Origin of the sequence: Nonomuraea sp. NPDC051191 (assembly GCF_044455665.1) — a bacterium.
Taxonomy (GTDB): Bacteria; Actinomycetota; Actinomycetes; order Streptosporangiales; family Streptosporangiaceae; genus Nonomuraea.
In genome coordinates this window covers 603,857-618,449 of the sequence record NZ_JBITEZ010000006.1, presented here as the reverse complement: position 1 = coordinate 618,449, position 14,593 = coordinate 603,857, and the positions used below count along the sequence as shown (strand labels likewise).

The following is a 14,593-nucleotide window of genomic DNA, read 5'->3' as shown; positions in this document are numbered from 1 at the left end:
GCCATGAAGTTCACCGAGTCGGTCAGGTCACGCCAGGTGCCGGCCACGCCCTCCACCTCGGCCTGACCGCCCAGCTGCCCCTCGGTGCCCACCTCACGCGCCACCCGGGTGACCTCGTCGGCGAAGGAGGACAGCTGGTCGACCATCGTGTTGACGGTGTTCTTCAGCTCCAGGATCTCCCCGCGCGCGTGCACGGTGATCTTCTGCGACAGGTCGCCCCGGGCCACCGCCGTGGTCACCTGCGCGATGCTGCGCACCTGATCGGTCAGGTTCCCGGCCATCGCGTTGACCGACTCGGTCAGGTCCTTCCAGGTGCCCGACACCGACGGCACGTCGGCCTGGCCGCCCAGCCGCCCGTCGGTGCCCACCTCACGGGCCACCCGGGTCACCTCGGAGGTGAACAACGACAGCTGGTCGACCATGCCGTTGAACACCGAGGCGATCTCACCGAGCAGCCCGTCGGCGTCCTCGGGCAGACGGGTGCGGAAGTCGCCGTCCCGGACCGCCGTCAGCCCGCCGAGCAGCTGACGCAGCCGAAGCTCGTCGACCTCGGCACCCCCGGACGCGCTACGGGAGCCACCGGTCATCGCTTCGCTCATGTCACCCTCGTGTCCTACGACGTTGTCAGGACTGTCCTGCGACGACCTCGCGAACGGCCCCCATCAGGAGACCATGAGCGAGGTCATTGACGGGACAATCGTGGTTGTTGTCCATCCGGATTCTAGAACCGGCGCCCGTGATCTTCATCCCTGTCCGCCGACAAGCGGCGCGGACGCGGGACGGTCACGACGACTCACGGAGGTCGTCGGGGCGCGGCGCGCCCATCGCCGCCACGGCGTCGCCGACGTCTTCGTGCACGGTCAGCGAGGACCACACACCGGTGACCTTCAGCACGCGCTCGGGCAGCTCCTGCACGGCGGCGAGGCGGAGCACGCCGCCCTGTTCGAGCACGGCGGCGTTGAGGCGTAACAGTATGTGCAGGCCACGGCTGTCCATGAAGGTCAGGCCGCCCAGGTCGAGCACCACTCCCGCCCCGGGCCGCCGGCGCCGCTCGGTGAAGGACTCCAGCCGCGGTGAGTTGGAGGAGTCGAGCTCGCCCGTCACGGTCACCAGCACGCCACCGGGCAGGTCGCGGCCGGTCAGGGTCAGCGGGGTCACGGGGCCTCCGGCCGCCGGGCAGCACGAAAGCCCGTCCGGCCGGAAAGGCAGGCGGACGGGTGCGAAGGCGGACGGAGAAGGTCAGGCATCACGGCCCGGAGATGGGATCGGCTCAGTCACGTGACCGGCGCGGTCGGCCGGCCACCGGAACTGTGCCCGCTCTTGAGCGCCTGGCCTGCGGCTATGGCCTCGCCACGGTCGCGTGGTGCTGCCGCTGTGGCCGGGACTCAATCGCGATCATCTCCTCCCGCGCCGCTGTGATCCGTGCTCGCCTCCAACCCTTGACCCTTCGGCGGTGGCCGGTCAGCACACGGGACGAAGAATCCGGCTCACTCCTGTCCACGGAACGAAACGGGCGGGGGAGAGCCGGTCGCGGCGTGCAGGGTCTCGCCGGGCGCGCAGCCGAAGGCGGCCCGGTAGAGCTGGGCGAACCGCCCGGGGTGGAAGAAGCCCCAGCGGGCGGCGACGGCGGTCACCGTGGTGGCGGGACCGCCGGCCTTCAGCTCGGCGTGCGCGCGGGCCAGCCGGGCCTGGCGCAGGTAGCCCAGGGGGGTGGTGCCCAGGTGCCGGCGGAAGGCGTACTGGAGGGCGCGGGGGGTGACGCGGGCGGCGGTGGCGATCTCGTCGATGCCGATGGGCAGGTCGGCGTGGTCGTCGATGAAGGCCGTGGCGCGGCGCAGCGCCTCGGGACGGGCGCCGGGGGCGGCCGAGGCGTCGGCGTTGGTCGGCAGCGCGGTGAGCACGCTGGCGGCCAGCAGCTGACCGGCGGTGGAGACGACGAGCGGCTCGGCGGTCAGCTCGGGATCGGCCAGCACGTCGTCGCGCAGGTAGGCGAGCGTGCGGCGCAGATGGCGGGCGGCGGCGGGGGAGACCGGACGGTGCCCCACCAGCCGCACCGGCTCGGCCCGGCGGCCGGGCAGCGTGCCGGCCACCTGCTGCAGCAGCGCGGGGTCGAACATGATGATGTCGTAGCGCGAGCGGCGGATCTCGCCGGTGTAGGGCAGGTCGTGCGGGGCGAACAGCACGGTGTCGCCCGGGCCGAAGACGTCCTCCTGGCCGCCGGCGACCTGCTGGGCGATGGTCCCGGACTCGACCGAGCACAGGCACACCTTGCCGAGGGGGTTGACGTCGTAGCTCATCGCGTATTGGAGGTGGAGCTGGTCGATGCTGACCGAGCCCATGACCTGGCGCGAGATCCGGGTGCGGGGGTTCTTCACGTCGGAGCCGATGCGCATCTTGGCATATGCCTTGCTGAGGAACTCCTCGGTCTGGCCGATGTCACGGCTGTCGAAGACCTCTGGGCCCATCGGACCACCTCTTTCCTGTCGGGGCGACCGCGCGTGCCGCGGCCTGTGCCGATTTTCTCACTCGGGTACGACAACGGCCGGCGCGGCGGCGACAGGGGCCTCTGCCTGGGGCGATCCGGGTTTGGTATACCATTTTTCGGGTGACTTCCTGGACAATCGCCAACGTGCGCCCCTGGGGCGGCCCGCCCGTGGACCTGACCATCGACGGTACCCGGATCGCCGGCGTGCTCCCGGCCGGGACGGCCCCGCCCACAGGCGAGGTCGTCGACGGCCGGCGCCTGCTCGCCCTGCCCGGATTCGTCAACGCCCACGCCCACGTCGACAAGAGCTGGTGGGGCCGGCCCTGGGTGTCGTACGGCGGCGTGGCCACCACGCAGGGCCGGATCGAGCACGAGCGCGCGGAACGGGACCGGTACGGCATCCCGGGCGTCGAAGGGACCGTGGCGGTGCTCCGGGAGTTCCTGCGGCACGGCACCACGGCCACCCGCACCCACGTCGACGTCGACCTCGGCGTCGGCCTGCGCGGCATCGAGGCCGTCCGCGAGGCCGCGCAGCGCCTCGGCGGGGCGATCGACGTCGAGATCGTGGCCTTCCCGCAGGACGGCGTCGTCCGCCGGCCGGGCGTGCTCGACCTGCTCGACCAGGCCGCCCGGGCGGGCGCCACCAGCATCGGCGGCATCGACCCCGCGAGCATCGACCGCGACCCGGTCGCCCAGCTCGACGGCCTCTTCGCGATCGCCGAGCGGCGCGGCGTCGGCCTGGACATCCACCTGCACGACGGCGGCGAGCTCGGCGCGTTCCAGTACGAGCTCATCATCGACCGCACGCTCAGGACGGGCCTCCAGGGCAAGGTCACCGTCTCCCACGGCTTCGCCCTCGGCGAGCTGGCCCCCGAACGCCAGCGCGCCCTGCTCGACGACCTCGGCGCGGCGGGCATCTCCTGGGCGACGGTCGCGCCGGTGCGCACCGCGCCCCTTCCGTGGCGGGGCCTGGCCGAGCGCGGGATCGGCCTCGGCCTCGGCACCGACGGGATCAGGGACCTGTGGTCGCCGTTCGGCGACGGCGACATGCTGCGCATCGCCCTCGGCTTCGCCCGCCTGCACGGGCTGCGCGCCGACGACGAGCTCACCGCCGCCGTCGAGCTGGCCACGACCAAGGCGGCGCCGTTCGTGCACCGCGACCGGCACGACCTCGTCGCGGGGGCGCGGGCCGACGTCGTGCTCATCGACGCCGAGAACGTGCCGGACGCGCTCGTACGGGTGCCGGCGCGGGCGCTCGTGGTCGCCGGCGGCCGGGTGGTCGCCCGAGACGGCGAACCGCTCCTGGACGCCTGACGCCCACGCAGGGTCAGGGACGGGCCCGCCGGTCCGCGTGCTCCCTGGTGAGGCGGCCGCTGGTCTCCTCGTGCCGGGCGACCAGCTCGCCGACGCGGGCCACGTCGCGGTCGGCGATCGCCTCGTAGAGCTCACGGTGCTCGTCGGCGACGAGCTGGAGGTCGTCGTGCCGGCCGAGCAGCCAGCGCATCCGGCTGCGCAGGACCTGGCCGAGCTCGACCAGCAGATCGTTGCCCGCGATGGCGGCGGCCGTCTCGTGGAAGTCGGCGGCGGCGCGCCGGGCGCGGATCGCGTCGCCGGCGTCCGCCGCCCGCAGCTCCGCGTCGAGGTCGGCGCGCAGCCGCCGCAGGCCCTCGGCGTCGTGCCGCAGGGCGGCGAGCCGGAAGGTGACGGCCTCGAACGCCGAGCGCACCTCCACCAGGTCGGCGACGTCGCGGGTGCTGAACTCGCGCACCACGGCCCAGGTGCGGGGACGCAACGTCACCAGCCCCTCGGCGGCCAGGGTGGCCAGGGCGTCGCGCACCGGCACCCGGCTCACGCCGAGCTCGGTGGCCAGATCGCGTTCGACGAGCTTGCTGCCCGGCGGGCGGACGCCGTCGAGGATGTCGTCGCGCAGCCGCCGGATGACGCGTACGGACTCGGGCTCGAACCCGGCTCCTGCCATCATGCCCCTCAGTCTCCCACCGGCGCCGCGTCGGACGGGTCGCCCGTCTCGCCGGTGTCGAGGTCGCGGGCCTGCTGCTGGAGGTGGGAGAGCATGACCTTGCCCGCGGGCGTGAGGGCGCGCGCGCCGGGCAGGGTGGCGCCGACCGAGCGGCGCACCGACGGCAGCGGCACCTGGAGTTCGAGGAGCTGGGGGTCGGTCCTGACGAAGAGCGCAGGCAGCGCGGCGATCATGTCCGTGCCGAGCAGCAGGGAGCGGATCGTCAGGATGGAGGTGCACTCGGTGCGGTCGGGCGGCAGCGGCAGCCCGTTGCGGTGGAACACCTGCTCCAGTTCCCGCCGCAGCGAGGTCTGCTCCAGCGGCAGGATCCACGGGTAGGCCAGCAGGTCGGCCAGCGCGCGGGCGTGCGCGGCCGGATGCCCGGCGCGGGCGACCAGCAGCACGGGCTCGTTGTAGAGCGGGAGCTGGCGCAGGTCGGGGCGGTCCTCGATCGGGTTGAGCCGGCCGAGGATCAGGTCAAGGTCGCCGCCGGTGAGCTGGGGGACCAGCGAGTCGAACGTGCCCTCCTTGACGATCACGGTGATGCCCGGCCGTTCGGCCTTCAGGGCGGCGATCGAGCGGGGGAGCAGCACGTTCGTGGCGGCCAGCAGGGTGCCGACGGTGACCGTGCCGGCCGTCCCGTCGGCCAGACCGGCGATGCGCTCGCCCGCGCGGCGCAGCTCGGCCTGCACGGCGCGGGCGTGGTCGATGAACGCCTCGCCGAAGAGGGTGGGCGTGACGCCGCGCGATCCGCGGGTGAACAGCTCCACCCCGAGGATCTGCTCCACCTCCCGCAGCCCCCGGGTCACGGCGGGCTGGGCCAGGTGGAGGTGCTCGGCGGCGCGCAGGACGCCGCCCTGCTCGGCGATGGTGGTCACGAGCACGAGGTGCCTCAGCTTGAGCCGGCCGTTCAGCAGGTCCAGCGGACGAGATATCACGAAATCATCATATGAGCAGGGTGAACCTGCTCTATTTCGCTATGTCGGCGAGGGCCGGCTGGTCGCCCAGGCGTTCGGCGTCGTTGCGGGGGATCAGCAGCGCGGCGACCAGGCTGATGACCGTCACCACGGTCAGGTAGGCGGTGATCGACAGCGAGGTCCCGGTCGAGGCGAACAGCGAGGCCGCCACCAGCGGCGTGATGCCGCCGCCCAGCAGCGAGGCGAGCTGGTAGGCCACCGACGTGCCGGAGTAGCGGATCGCGACCGGGAAGAAGCTGGCGGTCAGCGTGCCCTGCGGCGCGTGCGTCATGGCCAGCACCGCGCCCATCACCAGCATGAACACCACGATCAGCGGCTTGTTGCCGGTGTTGACGACCGGCAGGATCGCCAGGGCGCCGGCCAGCAGCACCACCGAGCCCCAGGCGAAGACCGAACGCAGCCCGTGCCGGTCGCCGAGGTGCGCCCACAGCGGCGCGGTGACCAGCCACACGGCGGCGCCGCCGATCACGCAGCTCAGCAGGAACGTCCGCGACAGACCGGCCGCGGCCTCGCCGTAGCCGAGGATGTAGACCATGAAGATGTAGGCCAGCGCGCTGTTGCCGATGATCACGCCGATGGTGTGCACCACCTCGCGCCAGTGGTCGCGCAGCACCACCGCGATCGGCAGCTTGACCGGCTTGCGCCGCTCGACCAGGTCGGCGTAGTCGGGGCTCTCCTCGATGCGCAGCCGCAGGTACAGGCCGACCGCCACCAGCACGATGCTGAGCAGGAACGGCACCCGCCAGCCCCAGGCCATGAAGCTCTCCTCGCCCAGCAGCGAGGACGTGCCGAGGAAGACGGCGTTCGCGCAGAGCATGCCCGCCGGGGTGCCCATCATCGGGAACGCCCCGTACAGGCCGCGCCGGCCCTTGGGCGCGTGCTCCATCGTGAGCACCACCGCGCCGCCGAGCTCGCCGCCCAGGCCGATGCCCTGGGCGACGCGCATCACCACGAGCAGCACCGCCGCCCAGACGCCCATGCTGTCGTACGTCGGCAGCACGCCGATCAGCGTCGTGCCGATGCCCATGATGAGCAGCGAGACGACGAGCGTGTTGCGCCGCCCGATCCGGTCGCCGAAGTGGCCGAAGACGATGCCGCCGAGCGGGCGGGCCAGGAATCCCACGGTCATGGTGCCGAAGGAGGCGATGGATCCGGCGACCGGGTCCATGGCGGGGAAGAACTGCTTGTTGAAGACGAGGGCCGCGGCGGTGCCGTAGAGGAAGAAGTCGTACCACTCGATGGCGGTGCCGATGAAGGCGGCCCGCGTGACGCGGCGGGCGGCCAGACGGCGATCTGTGTCCATCACTCTGTGCCTTCCGGATATGGGTACGGAAGAGGATGCACGCTGGTGGTATGCCAGAACGAATACCGATTCGGTCGGGAGGCATAGCAGAACTGACATATAACGAAATAAGGATGGCCAGGCGATATTTCGGTATTGGACTGTTATGGCGGGCAATCTGGAGAATGTCGGCCATGAAGCCCGCGCACTACGTCAACGGCGTCTTCACGACGGCGGGGACGGACTTCCCCCTCATCTCGCCCGTCGACGGACGCACCGTCGGGACCGTCCCCGAGGCGTCCCGCGAGACCGTGGACGAGGCCGTCAGGGCCGCCCGCGCCGCGCTCGACGGCCCCTGGGGAACCGCCGGAACCGAGGAGCGGTGCGCGTACCTGCGCCGGATCGCCGACGGCATCGAGGCCAGGTTCGAGGAGTTCGTCGAGGCCGAGGTCGCCGACACCGGCAAGCCGCGCGAGCTGGCCGCGACGGTCGACATCCCGCGCGCCGCCGGCAACTTCCGCGCCTACGCCGACCTCGCCTACGGCCGTCCCGAGCGGGCGTACTCCACCGGCGTCCCGGCCTGGAGCGGCAGCGGGCAGGCGCTCAACTACACCGTGCGCCGCCCGCTCGGCGTGGTCGCCGTCATCTCACCGTGGAACCTGCCGCTGCTGCTGCTCACCTGGAAGGTCGCGCCCGCCCTGGCCGCGGGCAACGCCGTCGTCGCCAAGCCGTCGGAGGAGACCCCCTCGACCGCCACGCTGCTGGCCGAGGTGATCGACGCGGCGGGCCTGCCGCCGGGCGCGTTCAACCTGGTGCACGGCCACGGCGCGGGGGCGGCCGGCGAGCACCTGACCGCCCACCCCGGCGTGGACGCCATCGCCTTCACCGGCGCCTCGGCCACCGGCAGCGCCATCATGCGCAACGCCGCCGCGCACGTCACCCCGGTCTCCTTCGAGCTGGGCGGCAAGAACCCGGCCCTGGTCTTCGCCGACGCCGACCTGGAGGAGGCCGTCGAGGGCACGATCCGCTCCAGCTTCACCCACTCCGGCCAGATCTGCCTGTGCACCGAACGCGTCTACGTCCAGCGCCCGATCTTCGAGGCGTTCACGCGGGCGCTGGCCGAACGGGCGAGGGAACTGCGCGGCTACGGGCCGATGATCTCGGCGGAGCACCGCGACAAGGTCCTGTCCTACTACCGGCTCGCCGTCGAGGAGGGCGCGACGGTGCTCGCCGGCGGAGGGGTGCCGGAGTTCGGCGACGCCCGCGACGGCGGCTTCCACGTCGAGCCCACCGTGATCACCGGCCTGCCGCCGCACGCCAGGACCGTCCGCGAGGAGGTCTTCGGCCCGATCTGCCACGTGGCGCCGTTCGACGACGAGGACGAGGCCGTCCGGCTGGCCAACGACAGCCCGTACGGACTGGCCGCCACCGTGTGGACCACGGACCTGTCGCGCGCCCACCGCGTGGCGCCCCGGATCCAGGCCGGCATCGTCTGGGTCAACTGCTGGAACCTGCGCGACCTGCGCACGCCGTTCGGCGGCGTGAAGGCCTCCGGCATCGGGCGCGAGGGCGGCGAGTACTCGCTCGACTTCTTCTCCGAGCCCGTCAACGTGTGCGTCAAGATATGAGGACGAAAGTGACAGACAACCATCGCGCCGCCGCCGCGCGGCTGCTGGAGGCGTACGCGTCCGGCAGCCCGTGCGAGCCGGTCCGCGACCTGGTCGACGGCCTGGAGGCGGCCTACGCGGTGCAGAGCCTGCTCACCGAGCGCTGGGTCGGCGAGGGCAGGCGGATCACCGGCCGCAAGGTGGGCCTGACCAGCAAGGCCGTGCAGCGGCAGCTCGGCGTCGGCTCGCCCGACTTCGGCGTGCTGTTCGCCGACATGGCGGTGCCCGACGGCGAGGAGATCCCGGCCGGCGCGGTGCTCCAGCCGCGCGCCGAGGCGGAGGTCGCGCTCGTGCTCGACCGCGACCTGCCGCACGAGCGCCACACGGTCGCCGACGTGATCGCCGCGACGGCGTTCGCGCTGCCCGCCATCGAGGTCGTCGGCAGCCGCATCCGCGACTGGGACATCACCCTGGCCGACACCGTCGCCGACAACGCCTCGGCCGGCCTGTACGTGCTCGGCAACCGCCCGGTCCCGCTGGGCGATGTGGACCTGCGGCTGGCCGGGATGGTCATCGAGCGGCGCGGCGAGCAGGTCTCGACCGGCGTCGGCGCGGCCTGCCTGGGCCACCCGCTGCACGCCGCCGTCTGGCTGGCCGACACGCTGGCCGCGCTCGGCCGTCCGCTCCGGGCGGGCGACACCGTGCTGACCGGGGCGCTCGGCCCCGTCGTCCCGGTGCGGCCGGGCGACGTGCTGGAGGCCCGCATCGACGGGCTCGGCGACGTCCGCGCCGCCTTCGCCGACGGGTCCGCCGCCGACGACGAGAAGGAGGACCGGTGAACGCGCTCGCGCAACGCCTGGACGACGCCACCCTGACCGGCCGCCCCATCCCCCGCCTGACCGACGCGGCCGACCTCGACGTGCCCGCCGCGTACGAGGTGCAGCGCGCCCTGATCGAGCGGCGGCTGGCCCGCGGCGAGCGGATCATCGGCGTCAAGATGGGCTTCACCAGCCGCGCCAAGATGGTCCAGATGGGCGTGGACGACGTCATCTGGGGCCTGCTCACCGACGCCATGCTCGTCGAGTCCCGGCTCGACACCTCCGGCCTGATCCACCCGCGCATCGAGCCGGAGATCGCGTTCCTGCTGGACCGCCCGGTGCGCGGCCCCGCCGACGCGGCCTCGGCCGTCGGCGGCGTCGCGGTCGGGTACGAGGTGCTCGACTCCCGTTACGAGGGCTTCAGCTTCACCCTGCCCGACGTCATCGCCGACAACGCCTCGGCCAGCGGCTTCGGCGTCGGCCCCTGGCGCCACCCGCAGGACGCCGGCGACCTCGGCAACGTCGGCCTGATCATGGAGATCGACGGCCGCCAGGTCGCCGGCGGCTCGTCGGCGGCCATCCTCGGCCACCCGCTGCGCGCCCTGACCGCCGCCGCCCGGCTGACCAGGGCCGCCGGGATCGAGATGGAGGCCGGCTGGATCGTCCTGGCCGGGGCGGCCACGGCGGCCGTGCCGCTGCCCGCCGGGGCGCACGTGCGCGTCGGCGCCGCCGGCCTCGGACACGTGGAGGTGACCACCCGATGAGCGACGACGCGCTGCTGGTCGAGGGCAAGGCCCGGCCCCGCGGCAGGTTCCCGCACGTCAAGCGGGCCGGCGACCTGGTGTTCGTGTCCGGCACCAGCTCCCGCCGCCCCGACGGCTCCTTCGCCGGGGCGAGCGCGGACGAGCTGGGCACCACCAGCCTCGACATCCGCGAGCAGACCAGGGCGGTGATCGAGAACATCGCCGACCTGCTGGCCGCCGCCGGAGGCGGCCTGGAGGACGTGGTGAACGTGACCGCGTACCTGGTCAGCATGAACGACTTCGGCGGTTACAACGAGGTCTACGGCGAGTACTTCGACGAGAGCGGCCCGGCCCGCACCACGGTCGCCGTCCACCAGCTCCCGCACCCGCACCTGCTGATCGAGATCTCCTGCACCGCCCTCATCCCGCAAAGGAGTCCGGCATGATCCCCCCCTTCAACCTGAACAAGTGGATCGACGAGCACCAGGACCTGCTCAGGCCGCCGGTCGGCAACGCGCAGATCTGGAAGGACGCCGACCTCATGGTGACGATCGTGGGCGGCCCCAACCAGCGCACCGACTTCCACGACGACCCGATCGAGGAGTTCTTCTACCAGCTCAGGGGCGGTATGGTGCTGCGGGTCATGGAGGAGGAGGGCAAGCCGCCGGTCGACGTGCAGATCGGGGAGGGCGACGTCTTCCTGCTGCCGCCGCACGTACGGCACTCGCCGCAGCGGCCGGTGCCCGGCTCGATCGGCCTGGTCGTCGAGTTCGCCCGTCCGCAGGGCGCGCTCGACGCCTTCGAGTGGTACTGCGTCAACTGCCACCGCCTGGTCCACCGCGCCGAGGTGCAGCTCCAGTCGATCGTCGACGACCTGCCGCCGGTCTTCCGCGCCTTCCACGAGGGCGACCGCACCTGCCCCCACTGCGGCGCCGAGCACCCCGGCAAGGACTGGCCCGAGCATCTGCGGCCGGTGGTCCGGTGACCATGATCGACGTGCACGCGCACGTCTTCCCGCGGATCAGCCGCGAGGAGGCGAGGATGCTCGCGGGCGCCGGCGAGCCGTGGCTGCGCGACGGCATGATGATGAGCGGCGAGGACGACTACCGCCCGGTCACGCCCGAGCTGTGGGACCCCGAGGCCCGCGTGGCCGCGATGGACCGCACCGGCGTGGACGTCCAGGCGATCTCCTCGACCCCGCTGCTGTTCGGCTACGCGGCCGACCCGGCCCGCGCCGCCGAGTGGTGCGCCATGGTCAACGACCGCGTGCTCGACCACTGCGCGCAGGCCCCCGACCGGCTGCTGCCGCTGTGCCAGGTGCCGCTTCAGGACGTCGCCCTGGCCGCCAGGACCGTCACCGAGGCTAAGGCGGCCGGCCACCGCGGCGTGCACATCGGCAACCACGTCGGCCCGCGCAACCTGGACGACCCCGACATCGTCGCCTTCCTCGCCCACTGCGCCGAGCAGGACATGCCGGTGCTCGTCCACCCCTGGGACATGCTCGGCGCCGACCGCATGCGCGGCCACATGATGCCGTGGCTGGTCGGCATGGCGGCCGAGACCCACCTCGGCATCCTGTCGCTGATGTTGTCCGGGGCGTTCGAGCGGCTGCCGACCTCGCTGCGGCTGTGCTTCTGCCACGGCGGCGGCAGCTTCGCCTACCTGCTGGGACGGGCCGACAACGCCTGGCACCACCGCGACATCGTCCGCGAGCACTCGCCGCGGCCGCCGTCGGCCTACACCGACCGTTTCCACGTGGACTCGGCCGTGTTCGACCCGCGCGCCCTGCGGCTGCTGGTCGAGGTGATGGGGGCCGACCGCGTCATGCTCGGCACCGACTTCCCGTTCCCGCTGGGGGAGCAGGAGCCGGGCGCGGTCGTACGGGCCTGCGCCGAGCTGGACGACGAGGGCCGCGCCGCCGTCCTGGGCGGCAACGCCGCCGCCTTCCTCGGGCTCGCGGGATGACGGTCGCCGACACGCCTCTCGGGGCGCTGCGCGGCGTCCGGGCGGGCGGCGTGAGCACGTTCAAGGGGGTGCGGTACGCCGCGCCCGCCCGCCGCCTCGCCGCGCCGGAGCCCGCGCGCCCCTGGCGGGGCGTCGCGGACGCCCGCACGCCCGGCCCGCCCGCGCCGCAGCGGCCCGGCCGCATGGCGTGGGTGCCGGGCCTGGAGATCGACCCGGCCGCGTCGGACGAGGACTGCCTGTTCCTCAACGTCTGGACGCCCTCCACCGAGGGACGCCGTCCGGTGCTGGTGTTCCTGCACGGCGGCGCGTTCGTCTTCGGCTCCGGCGCCCAGGCGATGTACGACGGCACCGCGCTCGCCCGCGACCACGGCCTGGTCGTGGTGACCGTCAACTACCGGCTCGGCCTGCCGGGCTTCTGGCACGGCGACGGCGTCCCGGCCAACCTGGGCCTGCGTGACCAGATCGCCGCCCTGGAATGGGTGCGCGGCAACATCGCGGCCCTCGGCGGCGACCCGGCCGACGTCACCCTGGCCGGGCACTCGGCGGGCGGCACCTGCGTGCTGGCCCTGCTGACGTGCGCGCCCGGCCTGTTCGCCAGGGCCGCGGCGATGAGCCCCGTCCCGTACGGGTTCCGCACGCCCGCCCAGGCCGCCGACTGGACCGCGGCGGCCCGCTCGGCGCTCGGCGCGGACCCGTACGCGGACCCGTACGCCGTGCCGCTCGCGGACCTGCTGGCCGCCGAGGAGGCCGCCGTACGCGCCTGCGGCCCGGCCCCGGACGGCCTGCTGCCCGTCGCACCCGTCGTGGACGGCGACCTGCTGGCCGTCCACCCGATGGAGGCCATCCGCACGGGCGCCGCCGCACCGGTCCCGCTGCTGGTGACGACGACGGCCGAGGAGACCCGCCTGTTCAGCGCGATCGGCCAGGACGGCCTGGACACCGATGCCGTCTTCACCGGCCCCGCCCAGGAGATCGCCGCGGCTCACCACGGCCCCGCCGGGCACCGGATCTGCGGGCACCGCTCGCCCATGAGCCACGGCGGGATCGAGCTGGGCGCCTGCCACCTGGTGGACGTCCCCCTCTACCTCGGCACCCACGGGACCCCGCTGACCGGCACGGGCCCGCACGTGGACGCGCTGGCGCACTCGATGACCACCGACTTCGCCCACTTCTGCCACGGGGCCCCACCCCCCGGCTGACCCGCCGGCGGGACACCGTCAGGGGCCGTCGGGGGCGGTGAGGGGGTGGCCGGGGAGAGGGGTTGAGAGGATCATGGTGCTGGACGGCGGGCCGTAGACCGCCAGGCGGTCGATCAGGTCCTCGAAGGCCACCATGGAGACCGCCACGATCCGCAGGATGCTGCACACGTCGCCGGTGACCCGGTGGATCTCGCGCACCTCGGGCCAGCCGGCCACCTCCGGGTCGCGCAGCACGCAGCGCGCGCCGTAGCAGGACATGCGGATGAAGGCCGACACCGGCCAGCCGGCCTGCACCGGGTCGACCGTCGCGTGGTAGCCGGTGATCACCCCCGACTCCTCCAGCTTGCGTACGCGGTCGGCCACCGCGGGCGGGGACAGGTGGATCCGGCGGGACAGCTCCTTGAGGGAGAGCCGGGCGTTGTCCTGGAGCTCGCGCAGCAGCTCCCAGTCCATCTCATCCACGATCAAGCCTTCCGTTCGTAAACCCCAAATCACGATTTATCCCGAAACATAAGCCTATATCGCGATATAGCCGTTCATATGGCATTCCTTCGCCGCCCTCCCGACGCCATCATGGAGGGGAGAACAACGAGAAGGGCAAGCGCGTGGACGCGACGCGACAGTTATCGGCACTGCGGCCGACCACGGCGGAGGAACGCGCCGAACGAGCCAGGACCACCGGCGGCGCCCCCACCCTGGACTTCGAGACCCGCACCCCCTACGACGCCTACGTCCGCACCGACGTGCTGCACGAGTTGCAGCACCCGATGAGCGACGACGCGGGCGAGATGTCGTTCCTGATGATCACTCAGGTGATGGAGCTGTACTTCAAGCTCATCGCCTTCGAACTGCGCAACGCCCAGGAGCGGCTGCGGGCCGACGACGTGTGGGCCGCGCTGGACCCGCTGCGCCGTACCGCGCTGCACCTGGAGGGCCTGAACGCGAGCTGGCGCGGCCTGCGCTGGATGACCCCCGCGGACTTCAACCGCTTTCGGGACGAGCTCGGCGAGGCCAGCGGCCTGCAGTCGGCGATGTACCGGCACGTGGAGTTCCTGCTGGGGCTGAAGAACCCGGCGCTGCTGCGCCCGTTCAGACGCCAGGACAGGACCCACCGCGACCTGCTCAGGACCCTGGAGTCGCCGAGCCTGTGGGACGACGCCATCGCCCTGCTGGCCCGCGACGGCCACGACCTGCCCGGCGAGTTGCTGGAGCGCGACTTCGCCGCCGAGCACGAGCCGCACCCGGCCGTCGAGCGGGCCTGGGTCGAGGTTTACCGCGACAGCGGCCCCGGCAACGCGCTGCGGCTGCTCGGCGAGGCGCTGACCGACGTGGCCGAGCTGTTCGGCGACTGGCGGTACGCGCACGTCACCGCGGTCCGCCGGTCGATGGGCGCCAAGCCCGGCAGCGGCGGCTCCAACGGCCTGGCCTGGCTGGAACGCAGCATGGCGCGGGTGGTCTTCCCCGAGCTGTGGTCCGCCCGGACCCACATGTGAAGGGCGG

Annotated in this window: 16 protein-coding genes; 9 read left to right on the top strand and 7 right to left on the bottom strand. The window is 72.9% G+C overall.

Annotation, left to right across the window (positions count from 1 at the left end; translation table 11 throughout):
• The 3 genes from ACIA8R_RS20855 to ACIA8R_RS20845 all read right to left on the bottom strand — a co-directional run.
• Positions 1 to 599: HAMP domain-containing protein (locus tag ACIA8R_RS20855; RefSeq protein ID WP_397039819.1), on the bottom strand; the 599-nt coding region annotated here is incomplete at its 3' end.
• Between the two features lie 184 nt (positions 600 to 783).
• A complete protein-coding gene (locus ACIA8R_RS20850) occupies positions 784 to 1,158 on the bottom strand; it encodes an STAS domain-containing protein (protein ID WP_357705562.1) in 375 nt (124 codons plus the stop codon).
• A gap of 329 nt (positions 1,159 to 1,487) precedes the next feature.
• Positions 1,488 to 2,465 (bottom strand): helix-turn-helix domain-containing protein, encoded by a 978-nt coding sequence (locus ACIA8R_RS20845; protein WP_364098292.1) that lies wholly within the window; start codon positions 2,463 to 2,465, stop codon positions 1,488 to 1,490.
• 140 nt (positions 2,466 to 2,605) lie between these two features.
• Between ACIA8R_RS20845 and ACIA8R_RS20840 the strand changes: the two genes are divergently transcribed.
• Positions 2,606 to 3,799 (top strand): amidohydrolase, encoded by a 1,194-nt coding sequence (locus tag ACIA8R_RS20840; protein WP_397039817.1) that lies wholly within the window; start codon positions 2,606 to 2,608, stop codon positions 3,797 to 3,799.
• 13 nt (positions 3,800 to 3,812) lie between these two features.
• Here the strand turns inward: ACIA8R_RS20840 and ACIA8R_RS20835 are convergent, their stop codons facing one another.
• Genes ACIA8R_RS20835 through ACIA8R_RS20825 form a run of 3 tightly spaced genes read right to left on the bottom strand, consistent with a single transcriptional unit; the run spans position 3,813 to position 6,782 of the window.
• The gene (locus ACIA8R_RS20835) at positions 3,813 to 4,466 is read right to left on the bottom strand and encodes a GntR family transcriptional regulator (RefSeq protein ID WP_364098286.1); all 654 of its coding nucleotides are present in this window, start codon (positions 4,464 to 4,466) and stop codon (positions 3,813 to 3,815) included.
• 5 nt (positions 4,467 to 4,471) lie between these two features.
• Positions 4,472 to 5,440, bottom strand: a complete 969-nt coding sequence (locus ACIA8R_RS20830; protein WP_364098283.1) for a LysR substrate-binding domain-containing protein — start codon at positions 5,438 to 5,440, stop codon at positions 4,472 to 4,474.
• Positions 5,441 to 5,471: 31 nt separating this feature from the next.
• Positions 5,472 to 6,782 (bottom strand): MFS transporter, encoded by a 1,311-nt coding sequence (locus ACIA8R_RS20825; protein ID WP_357705557.1) that lies wholly within the window; start codon positions 6,780 to 6,782, stop codon positions 5,472 to 5,474.
• Positions 6,783 to 6,955: 173 nt separating this feature from the next.
• On the opposite strand from ACIA8R_RS20825, the gene ACIA8R_RS20820 reads away from it, so the two are divergent.
• The 7 genes from ACIA8R_RS20820 to ACIA8R_RS20790 are packed head-to-tail and all read left to right on the top strand — an operon-like array spanning position 6,956 to position 13,093.
• Positions 6,956 to 8,389, top strand: coding sequence for a 2-hydroxymuconic semialdehyde dehydrogenase (locus ACIA8R_RS20820; protein ID WP_357705556.1), 1,434 nt, complete (start codon positions 6,956 to 6,958; stop codon positions 8,387 to 8,389).
• An 8-nt stretch (positions 8,390 to 8,397) separates the two neighbouring features.
• Positions 8,398 to 9,207, top strand: a complete 810-nt coding sequence (locus ACIA8R_RS20815) for a fumarylacetoacetate hydrolase family protein (RefSeq protein WP_364098276.1) — start codon at positions 8,398 to 8,400, stop codon at positions 9,205 to 9,207.
• Positions 9,204 to 9,950, top strand: a complete 747-nt coding sequence (locus ACIA8R_RS20810; RefSeq protein ID WP_364098273.1) for a fumarylacetoacetate hydrolase family protein — start codon at positions 9,204 to 9,206, stop codon at positions 9,948 to 9,950. Before ACIA8R_RS20815 ends, ACIA8R_RS20810 begins: the two co-directional genes overlap by 4 nt.
• The gene (locus ACIA8R_RS20805) at positions 9,947 to 10,375 is read left to right on the top strand and encodes a RidA family protein (protein WP_364098270.1); all 429 of its coding nucleotides are present in this window, start codon (positions 9,947 to 9,949) and stop codon (positions 10,373 to 10,375) included. The genes ACIA8R_RS20810 and ACIA8R_RS20805 overlap by 4 nt, the downstream gene beginning before the upstream one ends.
• Entirely contained in the window at positions 10,372 to 10,914 is a 543-nt protein-coding gene (locus ACIA8R_RS20800) for a 3-hydroxyanthranilate 3,4-dioxygenase (protein WP_357705552.1), read from the top strand. The genes ACIA8R_RS20805 and ACIA8R_RS20800 overlap by 4 nt, the downstream gene beginning before the upstream one ends.
• Positions 10,915 to 10,916: 2 nt before the next feature.
• Positions 10,917 to 11,894, top strand: a complete 978-nt coding sequence (locus ACIA8R_RS20795) for an amidohydrolase family protein (protein ID WP_357705570.1) — start codon at positions 10,917 to 10,919, stop codon at positions 11,892 to 11,894.
• Positions 11,891 to 13,093, top strand: a complete 1,203-nt coding sequence (locus ACIA8R_RS20790) for a carboxylesterase family protein (RefSeq protein WP_397039813.1) — start codon at positions 11,891 to 11,893, stop codon at positions 13,091 to 13,093. The genes ACIA8R_RS20795 and ACIA8R_RS20790 overlap by 4 nt, the downstream gene beginning before the upstream one ends.
• An 18-nt stretch (positions 13,094 to 13,111) precedes the next feature.
• On the opposite strand, the gene ACIA8R_RS20785 is transcribed toward ACIA8R_RS20790, so the two are convergent.
• On the bottom strand, positions 13,112 to 13,546 hold the full coding sequence (locus ACIA8R_RS20785) for an Lrp/AsnC family transcriptional regulator (protein WP_357705569.1): 435 nt from the start codon (positions 13,544 to 13,546) through the stop codon (positions 13,112 to 13,114).
• A 152-nt stretch (positions 13,547 to 13,698) separates the two neighbouring features.
• Here ACIA8R_RS20785 and ACIA8R_RS20780 point away from each other — a divergent pair, with 152 nt between their 5' ends.
• Entirely contained in the window at positions 13,699 to 14,586 is an 888-nt protein-coding gene (locus ACIA8R_RS20780; RefSeq protein ID WP_364098264.1) for a tryptophan 2,3-dioxygenase family protein, read from the top strand.
• Positions 14,587 to 14,593: the final 7 nt, after the last annotated feature.

Bases quoted from the DNA above. Each gene is read 5' to 3' on its own strand.
- ACIA8R_RS20790 (WP_397039813.1), top strand. From the start codon at position 11,891: ATGACGGTCGCCGACACGCCTCTCGGGGCGCTGCGCGGCGTCCGGGCG.
- ACIA8R_RS20835 (WP_364098286.1), bottom strand. From the start codon at position 4,466: ATGATGGCAGGAGCCGGGTTCGAGCCCGAGTCCGTACGCGTCATCCGG.
- ACIA8R_RS20820 (WP_357705556.1), top strand. From the start codon at position 6,956: ATGAAGCCCGCGCACTACGTCAACGGCGTCTTCACGACGGCGGGGACG.
- ACIA8R_RS20805 (WP_364098270.1), top strand. From the start codon at position 9,947: ATGAGCGACGACGCGCTGCTGGTCGAGGGCAAGGCCCGGCCCCGCGGC.
- ACIA8R_RS20825 (WP_357705557.1), bottom strand. From the start codon at position 6,782: ATGGACACAGATCGCCGTCTGGCCGCCCGCCGCGTCACGCGGGCCGCC.
- ACIA8R_RS20800 (WP_357705552.1), top strand. From the start codon at position 10,372: ATGATCCCCCCCTTCAACCTGAACAAGTGGATCGACGAGCACCAGGAC.
- ACIA8R_RS20785 (WP_357705569.1), bottom strand. From the start codon at position 13,546: ATGGACTGGGAGCTGCTGCGCGAGCTCCAGGACAACGCCCGGCTCTCC.
- ACIA8R_RS20795 (WP_357705570.1), top strand. From the start codon at position 10,917: ATGATCGACGTGCACGCGCACGTCTTCCCGCGGATCAGCCGCGAGGAG.
- ACIA8R_RS20845 (WP_364098292.1), bottom strand. From the start codon at position 2,465: ATGGGCCCAGAGGTCTTCGACAGCCGTGACATCGGCCAGACCGAGGAG.